Genomic DNA, 10239 nt, shown 5'->3' with positions numbered 1-10239 from the left:
CGCCCCGCGCGTCCGCACATGCATATCCGCTGTTTCCCAGCGGTAGTACGCACCTTGGTGGCAATCTGCTCAACAGCAGATACGCAAAGTACAGGCAGCCCGCAGCCGGAGGTGCACGTCCCGTGGCGTCCAACGTCAATCCCACCGTCAGGCGTCGTCGGTTGGGCCAGGAGCTGCGACGGCTCCGGGAGCTCAAGGGCATGACGGCCGAAGAGGTGGCCGAGCGGCTGCTCGTCTCGCAGTCGAAGATCAGCCGTCTGGAGAACGGACGGCGCAGCATCAGCCAGCGCGACGTCCGTGATCTGTGCGGGGTGTACGAGGTCGAGGACGTCCGGATCGTCGATTCGCTGATGCAGATGGCCAAGGACTCGCGCCAGCAGGGCTGGTGGCACTCCTTCGGCGACATCCCCTACAGCGTCTACATCGGCCTGGAGACGGACGCGGCGAGCCTGCGCGTGTACGACCCGCTGGTCGTGCCGGGCCTGCTGCAGACCCGTCCGTACGCCGAGTCGCTGATCCAGGGCGCTCTGCCGGAGGCGGCCGCCGGCGACATCGACAAGCGCGTGCAGGTACGGCTGCGGCGACAGGAACGTATCTCCGATCTGGAGAACCCCCTGCGGCTGTGGGCCGTACTCGACGAGGCGGCGCTGCGCAGGACCGTCGGCAACAAGCAGGTGATGATCGAGCAGTTGGAGCATCTCGTCGAGATGTCGCACGTGCCGCACGTGACGGTCCAGGTCATCCCGTTCGCGATGGGCGCCCATCCGGGGGTGAGCGGCCAGTACGCGATCCTGGAGTTCCCCGACGCGGCCGACTCCAGCGTGGTCTACATCGAGGGCGTCACCAGCGACCTGTACCTGGAGAAGGCGAACGACGTCCAGAAGTACAGCGTCATGTACGAGCATCTGCGGGCGCAGGCGCTCAACGCCGACCAGTCCCGCGAGTTCATCGCGGACGTCGCGAAGGACTACGCGCACTAGTGGCGTGAGTGACAGACACTGGCAGGGACCGGCAGTCGCTGACAGGGGTGCGGGGCCGGATTTGACCGCTCTGGCGAAAGAGGGGCGGACAATACACCATTGTCCGATCGTGACGGAAGACTCGGCTGGCATATGTCATCCGGTCGAGTGAATAGTCGCTTCGTACGCCGAAGTTGGCGAGTAGCGTCGATCACGCCAAGGCGCAACAACCTTGGCGGAATCCGAACCGTGGGCTCCGGATGGAACCCGCAACTCGGTGACAGCAACTCAGCAACTGGCTACCGGAGCGAACATGGCAATCAAGCAAGGCGCCACGGACACGTGGACCAAGTCTTCGTACTCCCAGGGAAACGGCGCGTGCGTCGAGGTCAAGTCCCCTGTCCTGGCGGCGATGGCCGTCCGCGACTCCAAAGTCGTGGAAGGCCCCACCCTGGCCTTCCCGGCGAGGTCCTGGAACGCCTTCGTGGCAGAAGTGAGCCGGGGCGCCGTCTGACAACGACAGACGCCTCGCGCAGTACGACGTACAGCAAGAACAGAGCCCTCTCGACTGGTCCGCCGTCCCGGCCGAGGGGGCTCGGCCCTGTCCGCACACACGCACCCGACGACCCTCCCGCTCTCTCGATCTTTCGCTCCCTCGATCCTCCCGCAATTGTGCGCATGTTGCGCAGGTATTGCGTATGAAAGTCGTCGTCGTCCGGCGGATCCGGCTTTCCTCGGTGGTGGGCGAACGGAAATGCGTGCCGATCGCCGACAAATATGATCAGTGGCCCGCCGCTCGCATACCGTTCCGGCTTCCAACCGAACGTTCCCGTTCGATTACAGTGCTGAGTTGTCGGCGTTGTCGGCCGTACGAACGGAATCGGATCGGGAACTCAGGAGGCCTCGGTGGGTGCGACAGCCGGTGCCGTCTGGGGCCGCGCCGAACAGCAGGATTTCCGCAGCCGGGTGCGTGGCACGCTGCTCGGCGCGGCCGTGGGTGACGTGCTCGGTTCGCCCGTCGACGGCCTCTCGATGGAACAGGTCCGGGCGGCGCACGGCGCGGAGGGGCTCACCGACCTGGCCCACGAGCACGGCAGACGCGGAGCCGTCTCGCATCTCACCCAGCTGACCCTGTTCTCGATCGACGGCCTGATAAGGGCCCAGGTGCGCCGGGACACCGGCGCCTGGCATCCGCCGACGGATCTGCACCGGGCGTATCTGCGGTGGGTCGCCACCCAGCGCGACTGGGGCCCCGACGAACGGCGCAAGGAGGACGGGTGGCTCGCCCGCGAGGAGTGGCTCTACGCACGCCGTGAGCCCCCGCGCGCCTGCCTGCTCGGCCTCGGCGACGAGACGATGGGCACGCTGGACGCGCCCAAGAACCCCGACGAGCGCGGCGTCGAGGCCGCGGCCCGCTCCGCGCCGTTCGGGCTCCTCGTCGGCTGGGAGCCGCAGCTCGTCATGCAGCTCGCGGTGGAGTGCGCGGCACAGACGCACGGCCACCCCCTGGCCTACCTGTCGGCGGGCGCGTTCGCCGTCGTCGTGCACGGACTCGCGCGCGGGGAGAGCCTCGACACCGCCGTGCAGCGGGCGTTGCAGTTGCTGGCCGCGCGCCCGGGTCAGCAGCCCGTCGCCGAGGCGCTGCAACGGGCGCTGGGTGCCGTACGGCAGGGCCTGCCGACGCCGGCCCGGGTCGAGGATCTGGCCGGGAACGGCACGGCCGAGGGGCTGCTGTCGGTGGCGGTGTACTGCGCGCTGGTCGGCGAGGACACCCGGCACGGCCTGTGCCTGTCGGTGAACCACGGCGGTGCGTCGGGGGCCGCCGGCGCTCTCACCGGCGCGCTGCTCGGCGCCCTGCACGGCGAGACGGCTCTCCCGCCGTCCTGGCTGGCCGAGTTGGAGGGCCGCCCCACCATGCTCGTCCTCGCGGACGACTTCGCGATGGAGATGACCCAGGGCCCGGCGCTGCACGGCCCGGCGGGCTCCTCACCGGGCTGGCTGGCCCGTTATCCGCGGGCTTACGCGGCCCTGTCGGGCACCACGCCGGTCCCGGCGGGCCTGACCGCCCGAGGCTGACCGCCTGACCGGCCGACCGCCTGACCGGCGTGGAGGGTGGCCGCTCGGCGAGAAGCGGCCACCCTCACGGTCGTACGGGTAAACCGTACGAGCAGGTCGTACGGGCAGGTCGTACGGTACGAGCGCGCCGCCGTTCAGTCCTTGGCCGGTGCGCCCACCACGTCGTCCTCCGCCGGACCGGCCGGGGCCGGCACCGCCGCGGCGGCGGATCCGCCGTCGTCCGAGTTGATCTTCGCGATGAGCGCGTCCCGTTCCGGGGTGTCCTCCGGTTTCACGTAGCCGATGAGGATGTACAGGACGAGCGAGACCGCGAGCGGGATCGACACCTGGTACTGGAGCGGGACCCCACCGTCGACGTTCCAGCTGATCGGGTAGTTGACCAGCCAGAAGGTGACGAGGCCGAGGCCCCAGCTGATCAGCGCGGCCGTCGGACCGCTCTTGCGGAACCACGGGAGCAGGCCCAGCATCAGCGGGATCGCGATCGGGCCCATCAGTCCGGCGACCCACTTGATGACGACGGTGATGATGTCGCCGAAGAAGGCGGAGTTGACCTGGGTCGCGATGGCCATCGACAGACCGAGGAAGAGCAGCGTGGCCCAGCGCGCGGCCAGCAGCCCCACCCGGGTGTCCCACTCGCGCGCCTTGCGCGATACCGCGGGCATGATGTCGCGGGTGACGACGGCCGCGATGGCGTTGGCGTCCGAGGAGCACATCGCCATGGTGTGGGAGAAGAACCCGACGATGACCAGGCCCAACAGCCCGTGCGGCAGGAGGTGTTCGGCCATGAGTGCGTAGGAATCCGCCGGTACGTCGGTCTTGACGATCAGCGGCGCGACCCACATCGGGAAGAACAGCACGAGTGGCCAGATCAGCCAGAGCGCGGCGGACAGGGTGGCCGAGCGCGTGGCGGACTTCGCGGAGTCCGTGGCCATGTAGCGCTGGGCCTGGTTCCACATGCCGCCGTTGTACTCGAAGGTCTTGATGAAGAGGTACGCGATCAGGAAGACCATCATGTACGGGCCGGCCAGCGGCTTGGTGTGGCCGTCGAGCGCGGGCTCGTCCCAGACGCTCCACAGGGTGCTGAAGCCGTTCAGTTCGGCCATGACGGCGACGAGCATCGCGATGCCGGCGACGAACTGGATGATGAACTGGCCGAGTTCGGTGAGCGCGTCGGCCCAGAGCCCGCCGACCGTGCAGTAGATCGCCGTGACGGCACCGGTGATGAGGATGCCCATGTTGAGCGAGACGCCGGTGAAGACGGAGAGCAGGGTCGCGATGGCGGCCCACTTGGCGCCCACGTCCACGATCTTCAGCAGGACGCCGGACCAGGCGAGCGCCTGCTGGGTGGGCAGGTTGTAGCGGTTCTTCAGGTACTCCAGCGGCGAGGACACGTGCAGCCGTGAGCGCACCCGGTTGAGCCGGGGCGCGAACGTCTTCGCACCGATCGCGACGCCGATGGCGATGGGGAAGGACCAGGTGACGTAGGAAGTGACGCCGTACGTGTAGGCGATGGCCGCGTAACCCGTGAACATGACCGCGCTGTAACCGGACATGTGGTGCGAGATGCCCGACAGCCACCACGGCATCCTGCCGCCGGCGGTGAAGAAGTCGCTCACGTTGTCGACCCGTTTGTGGGACCAGACACCGATCGCGACCATTACACCGAAGTAGCCGATGAGCACGGCCCAGTCGAGACTGTTCATGTGCCCCCTCCCAGGGTCGTGGGTCGTGGAAGCGCCCGCTCATCGTGGGTTCGATGGCGTGACCGCGACAACATCCCCGACAGTCAAGGGGGGGTAAAATAGTTCTACTTACTGACCTCAGTTCATGTCTCTGAACCTTCTGTGTGGCGGCTATCGCATCAGCTCCCCCGCGTTGACCAGCAAAGACTGCCCCGTGATCGCCCGCGCCCGGTCCGACGCCAGGAACACCGCGGCGTCCGCCACGTCTTTGTCCGTGGCCAGCTCGGGCAGCGCCATCCGCGACGTCAGCCGCTCCAGCACCTCGGCCTCCGGCACGCCCTCGGTGTACGCGGTGAACTGGACGTACGCCTCCACGGGAGGGCCCCACATCCAGCCGGGCAGCACGGTGTTCACCCGGACGCGGTGCGGCCCGAGCTCCCGCGCCAGGGAGTACATCGCGCTGGTCAGCGCGCCCTTCGAGGCCGCGTACGCCGCCTGTCGCACCTGGGAGGGGGCGGCGACGGACGACTGCGTGCCGATGACGACCACGGACCCGCCGCGCTCCTTCAGCGCGGGCAGGCAGGCGCGGGTCATCCGCAGCGTGCCGAGCAGGTTCACGTCGAGCACGGCCGCCCAGGTCGCGAAGTCCGCGTCCTGCAGACCGCCGAAGTAGCTGTCCCAGGCGGCGACATGGACGACCGCGTCGAGCCGCCCGAACCGTTCGCGGGCAAGGGCCGCGAGCGCCTCGCACTGCACCTCGTCGGTGATGTCGGTGGCCCGGTACGCGGTGTGGGCGCCGTCGGGATCGAGTTCGGCGGCGGCCTTGGCGAGGTTCGCCTCCGTGCGGGCGCCCAGGACGGCGTTCCCGCCGTCCCGCACGACGGCCGCGGCGACCTGGTGACCGAGCCCGGCCCCGACCCCCGACACGACGACGGTCCTGCCCTGGAGCACTGACATGTGCGGGCCTCCCGGCTCTGGCGGCTGACCTGACGGTCCGTCAGAGTAGGGGCGTCCGGAGGAGGAAGGAAGAGCGAGAAGAAGAAGGAAGAAAGGGAAGAAGGGGAGCACCATGCTCGATGACACACCGAGTGACACACCAGACGGCTCAGCGATCGACAGGCGGATCGACACGCGGAGCGCGGTGTACGCGGAACTGGCCGCCGTCGGCCCGTACGGCGTGCGTCCCGGCCATGCCCTGATCACCATGGTGGAGCCGCATCCGGGCCACGAGTACGCGTACAACCGCTGGTACGAAGACGATCACTACTACGCGGGCGCGCTGGCAATGCCCTGGATGTACGCGGGCCGCCGCTGGGTCGCGACCCGCGATCTCCAGCTCCTGCGCTACCCCGAGAAGTCCGCGGTCGCCCAGCCGGTCACCGCCGGCTGCTACCTCTCGACGTACTGGGTCACGGAGGGCCGCTACGACGACCACATGAGGTGGACCGTGGGCATCAACAAGCGGCTGAACAGGGACGGGCGCGTCTACCAGGACCGTACGCACGTCTTCACGGCGTTCCAGGACCACGAGGCGACGGTGTACCGGGACGGGGCCGCCGGGCCGCGCGACTTCCACGCGCTGGACCACCCCTACGCGGGCCTGGTGCTGCAGGTCGTCGACGCCGAATCGCCCGCCCAGCGAGCCGACTTGCTGGAGTGGCTGCGCACCCGCCACCTCCCCGGACACCTCGCGGGCTCCCCCGCCGCCCTGGTCACGGTCTTCCGCCCGACCCCGCTCCCCGGCGACCGCATGACGTACGTGAAGCAGGTCGAGGGGGTCGATACGCGGCTGACGTTGCTGTGGTTCCTGGAGGCGGACCCGCGGGAATGCTGGGAGGGGTACTTCGCGAGCTTGGCCGCCCCGGTGGCCGAAACCGGCCTGGGCCGGGTGGAGCTGGTGGCGCCGTTCATTCCGACGGTGCCGGGGACGGACCGGTACGTGGACCGGCTCCGCTGACCCCGGGAGCGGCCGCTCCGCTTCTGTCCCGGATCTCCACGTCGCGGGAGAGCAGGGGTACGAGGGAGGCGTCGTCCTCGGAAGTCCGGCGGCTGCGCAAGTCGTTCACCAGGTCGACCAGCCGGGCGAGGTCGGAGTTGTCCGTGCCAGGGGTCGGGCCCAGATCCACGAATCGTTCGAAGTCCGCGATCGACTCCCGGTGCAGGCCGAGTTCGTAGAGGACTTCGCCACGCAGGCCGAGGGCACCCGCGTACCGGGGATCGACTTCGAGGGCGCGGTCCAGATCCCGGCGCGCCTCGGCGAACCTGCGCAGGGCGGTCAGCGCCCGGCCCCGGCACGTACGGGTCCACGCGTCGTCGGGGCGCAGTTCCACCGCCCGGTCGGCGCCGGCCAACGCGCGCTCGTGCGCGCCGAGTTGGAGGTGGAGGGTGGCTCGCTGGCACAGGGCCCAGGGATAGTCCGGGTTGAGTTCGAGGGCCAGGTCGAGATCGGCCAGGGCCTCGTCCGGGCGGAGCAGCCGCCACTGGGACACACCGCGGCTCGCGTACGCGGAGGCGTACCCCTCGTCCAGAGCGAGCGCCCGGTCGTAGTCGGTGACGGCCTCCTCGTGGCGGCCGGCGCCGCGCAGGGCGTCGCCCCGTTCGCAGGCCATCCAGGCCGACTCGGGCTTGAGCTCGACGGCCCGGTCCAGGTCCGCGAGCTGCCGCTCGGGTTCGCCGAGCGAACGCCATACGCGGGCCCTGCGGGCCAGCGCCCAGGCGTAGCCGGAGTTCAGCTCCAGCGCCCGGCCGAGATCGGCGAGCGCCTTCTCGTACTGTCCGAGGCTGTTGTACGTCGCACCCCGTGACGCCCACGCGAAGTCCCGGGCCGGAGCGAGGGCGACGGCCTGGTCCAGATCGCTGATCGCTTCCTCGTGGTGGCCCAGGATGCGGTGGTACTCGCCCCGGATGGAGAGGGTCCGGGCGTTGTCGGGGTCGAGTTCGTGGGCCCGGTCGAGATCGCGCAGGGCGGCCGGGTGGTCGCCGGATTCACCGCGGGTCATGCCCCGGCTGCGGTGGGCGCGCGCCAGCGACGGATCGAGGGCGAGGGCCTGGTCGAGTTCGGCCAGGGCGCGCCGGTACTCGCCGCTGTCCCGCAGCGCGCTGCCGCGCACCGCCCGCGCGACCGCCTGTCCGGGCACGTCGAGCCCGGCGCGGCCGAGCAGCAGGCCGAGGGCGTCGACGACCCCGCCGGCCGCGAGGGCCGCCAGCAGGTCGCGCCCCCACGTCGCGAGGGCGGGCGCGTCCGTGTCCGCACCGGCCTCGGCCAGTACCTGCGCCCAGCGCTGGGCAGGCGTGTCGCCCCAGTTGCAGGCGTCGACGGCATCCCGCAGCACACGCGGCAACGCGGTACGAGGCTGTGCGCAGAGCAGGTGGTAGGACTCGGCGAGCCGCAGCGCACGCCACTGCGGGTCACCCCACAGCTCGTCTGCCGCGAGCGGGGCCTCGGCCTCGGTGCGCCAGCGCTCGAACGTCTCGGCGAGCCGCGCGTGCCGCTGCGCCCACCCGCGTGGGGAGTGCCGTCGCTGCAGCCGCAGCATCGGTGCGCGTACGACGTCGTGGTACTGGACGCTGTCGCCGCGGTCGCTGACGAACGGGAGCCCGCGCAGCCACGCGAAAAGCCCGGCCGCTTCCTGCTCACCGCAGTCCACCGCCGCCCGGAACACGTCCGCGTCCAGACGCCGGGGCAGTGCGCCAGCCAGGGCGGTGGCCCGCCGTACGGGGTCGGGCTCCCATTTCAGGAACCGTTCGACGGCGGTGGCGCTCGGGTCGCCGATGTCGTCCGGGTCGGCGGGGCGGCTTTCGGCGAGCGTCGACACGAGCACCGGGAGTCCGCCGGTGAGGCGCAGCACCTCCGCCACCACCGGCTCGGCGACGACGCCCCGGCCGGCGAGCAGCCCGCGGGCCTCGCTCTCCGTGAAGGGGGCGAGGGGCAGGTCCGTCACGAAGTCCGCGAGGCCGCCCCAGCGAGAGGTGTCGAACGGGCGCTGTCCCGCGGTGACCACGACGACGTTGCCGGGCAGCCCGGCCCCGTAGCGGTCGCCGGTCATCACGTCGCGCAGCCAGTCGTCGAGGAAGGGTCCGGTGCGCTCGTAGGTGTCGAAGAAGAGCACGAGCCACGGCACGGTGGCCGCCGCGTCGGTGAGTTCGCGCAGCAGCACGGGTGTGAGCACGCTCTCCGGTGAGAGCACCAGCTGCACGTCGTCCTGGCTGCGCAGGCGTGCGCTCAGTCCGGCCCGCAACCGGTCGGTGCCTTCGGCGAGTTGGTGGGCGTCGAGGATCTGGGCGAGGGGCCCGGCGCCGGGTACGAGTCCGATTCCGGCGATCCCCGCGCGGGCCACCAGCATGCTCGCCGTCGTCGGCCCTTCGGGCTCGGGCTCCAGCGTCGCCACGGAGGCCGCCTCCGCCTCGTGCCGGCGCTCGCGGTGCGTCACGAGGAGCCGCTCCAGCTCCTTGAACCGGTGCCCCTGCCGCCCGAGTTGCTCGACGACGGCGCCCATCGCCTCAGGAACGCTCCCGACGGCCTCGTCCAGGTACGCGGTGTGCGCCCCGCACTCCTGGGCGACCTGCTCCAACTCCCTGACGAGGAAGGTCTTCCCGACGCCGGCGTCACCGTGTACGTGAAAGAGGAACCGGTGCCGCTCGTCGCGGGGCGACCACGCGAAGTTCTCCCGGAACGCGGCCCGTTCCCCGCCCCGCCCGACGAAGCCGGACCGCCTGCGCTGCCGAATGATCTCCGCCATGGACGGCACGGGTTCGGTACGCCCCATCGACTCCGCCTTCCGCCTGCGTCTCCCGGATTCGGCTCACACCATCGGCTTTCACCATTGTGGCTCAGGCGCCCCTGGCCGGGCGCGCCGGGAAGGGTCAGCTGGTGCGGGTCTTGAGGTGGGCCCGCTCTCCCTGGTGCCCGAACAGCACGAGCAGTTCCACGGTGCGGTCGTCGTCCGGGCCGAGCCAGTGCGGCACATGCGTGTCGAACTCGGCTGCCTCTCCGGCCTTGAGGACCGAGGTCCGACCGCCCAGGATCAGGCGTAGCCGCCCGGCCAGTACGTACAGCCACTCGAAGCCCTCATGGGTGCGCAGCTCCGGCTCGTGTCGCGGCTTCGGTGGGATCAGCAGCTTGTGGGCCTGGATGCCGCCGGGGTGGCTCAGCGGGATGTACGTCATGCCGTCGCGGTGCACCGGGCGCAGGTGGATGCGCGGGTCGCCGGTGCGTGGTGCGCCGACGAGCTGGTCCAGGGGGACGTCGTAGAGCTCGGCGAGCGGGAGCAGCAGGTCCAGGGTCGGCTTGCGTACCCCGCTCTCCAGGCGCGAGAGCGTGCTCTCGTTGACCCCGGTCTGTTCCGCCAGGTCGGCCAGGGTCAGGGAGTTGCGGCGTCGCAGCTCTCGCAGCCGGGGTCCGACTGCTGACAGCACCTCGTGTCGTCTCTGCTCGTCCATGAGCCCAGGTTGCCGAAACAGCATCCAGCTTTGCAACTACGGCAGGCTCGCGCGCATCGTCGTGAACGCGGGCCGCATGGGCG

Annotated in this window: 8 protein-coding genes; 4 read left to right on the top strand and 4 right to left on the bottom strand. The window is 70.4% G+C overall.

All coding sequences use genetic code 11. From position 1 onward, the window contains the following. The first annotated feature begins 122 nt into the window (after window positions 1-122). From AOK01_RS17360 to AOK01_RS17350, 3 genes are all read left to right on the top strand, one after another. Window positions 123-980: a helix-turn-helix domain-containing protein gene (locus AOK01_RS17360; protein WP_055512597.1), complete on the top strand. Its 858-nt coding sequence runs from the start codon at window positions 123-125 to the stop codon at window positions 978-980. Between the two features lie 292 nt (window positions 981-1272). Further along, the gene (locus AOK01_RS17355) at window positions 1273-1473 is read left to right on the top strand and encodes a DUF397 domain-containing protein (protein ID WP_055512595.1); all 201 of its coding nucleotides are present in this window, start codon (window positions 1273-1275) and stop codon (window positions 1471-1473) included. Window positions 1474-1865: 392 nt separating this feature from the next. Beyond that, window positions 1866-3035, top strand: coding sequence for an ADP-ribosylglycohydrolase family protein (locus tag AOK01_RS17350; protein WP_055512593.1), 1170 nt, complete (start codon window positions 1866-1868; stop codon window positions 3033-3035). A gap of 134 nt (window positions 3036-3169) precedes the next feature. On the opposite strand, the gene AOK01_RS17345 is transcribed toward AOK01_RS17350, so the two are convergent. After that, window positions 3170-4738 carry a sodium:solute symporter family protein gene (locus tag AOK01_RS17345; RefSeq protein WP_055512591.1) on the bottom strand — a complete coding sequence of 523 codons (1569 nt, stop codon included), beginning with the start codon at window positions 4736-4738 and terminating at the stop codon, window positions 3170-3172. A gap of 150 nt (window positions 4739-4888) precedes the next feature. After that, window positions 4889-5674: an SDR family oxidoreductase gene (locus AOK01_RS17340; protein WP_055512589.1), complete on the bottom strand. Its 786-nt coding sequence runs from the start codon at window positions 5672-5674 to the stop codon at window positions 4889-4891. Between the two features lie 112 nt (window positions 5675-5786). On the opposite strand from AOK01_RS17340, the gene AOK01_RS17335 reads away from it, so the two are divergent. After that, entirely contained in the window at window positions 5787-6674 is an 888-nt protein-coding gene (locus AOK01_RS17335; protein ID WP_055512587.1) for a hypothetical protein, read from the top strand. Here AOK01_RS17335 and AOK01_RS17330 read toward each other — a convergent pair. Both AOK01_RS17330 and AOK01_RS17325 read right to left on the bottom strand, forming a co-directional pair. Next, complete coding sequence (locus AOK01_RS17330) at window positions 6625-9483, bottom strand: tetratricopeptide repeat protein (protein WP_063792814.1); 2859 nt, start codon at window positions 9481-9483, stop codon at window positions 6625-6627. The genes AOK01_RS17335 and AOK01_RS17330 overlap by 50 nt on opposite strands. 97 nt (window positions 9484-9580) lie before the next feature. After that, complete coding sequence (locus AOK01_RS17325; protein WP_107099831.1) at window positions 9581-10156, bottom strand: helix-turn-helix domain-containing protein; 576 nt, start codon at window positions 10154-10156, stop codon at window positions 9581-9583. Between the last annotated feature and the right edge of the window lie 83 nt (window positions 10157-10239).

The organism is Streptomyces aurantiacus, assembly GCF_001418335.1.
GTDB classification, from domain to species: Bacteria; Actinomycetota; Actinomycetes; order Streptomycetales; family Streptomycetaceae; genus Streptomyces; species Streptomyces aurantiacus.
The sequence above is the reverse complement of the archived record's forward strand: the minus strand, read 5'-3'. Positions and strand labels throughout refer to the sequence as shown.

What these genes read in the sequence shown, in the direction of transcription:
- AOK01_RS17335 (WP_055512587.1), top strand. Translation starts at nt 5,787, where the DNA reads ATGCTCGATGACACACCGAGTGACACACCAGACGGCTCAGCGATCGAC.
- AOK01_RS17340 (WP_055512589.1), bottom strand. Translation starts at nt 5,674, where the DNA reads ATGTCAGTGCTCCAGGGCAGGACCGTCGTCGTGTCGGGGGTCGGGGCC.
- AOK01_RS17330 (WP_063792814.1), bottom strand. Translation starts at nt 9,483, where the DNA reads ATGGGGCGTACCGAACCCGTGCCGTCCATGGCGGAGATCATTCGGCAG.
- AOK01_RS17325 (WP_107099831.1), bottom strand. Translation starts at nt 10,156, where the DNA reads ATGGACGAGCAGAGACGACACGAGGTGCTGTCAGCAGTCGGACCCCGG.
- AOK01_RS17345 (WP_055512591.1), bottom strand. Translation starts at nt 4,738, where the DNA reads ATGAACAGTCTCGACTGGGCCGTGCTCATCGGCTACTTCGGTGTAATG.
- AOK01_RS17355 (WP_055512595.1), top strand. Translation starts at nt 1,273, where the DNA reads ATGGCAATCAAGCAAGGCGCCACGGACACGTGGACCAAGTCTTCGTAC.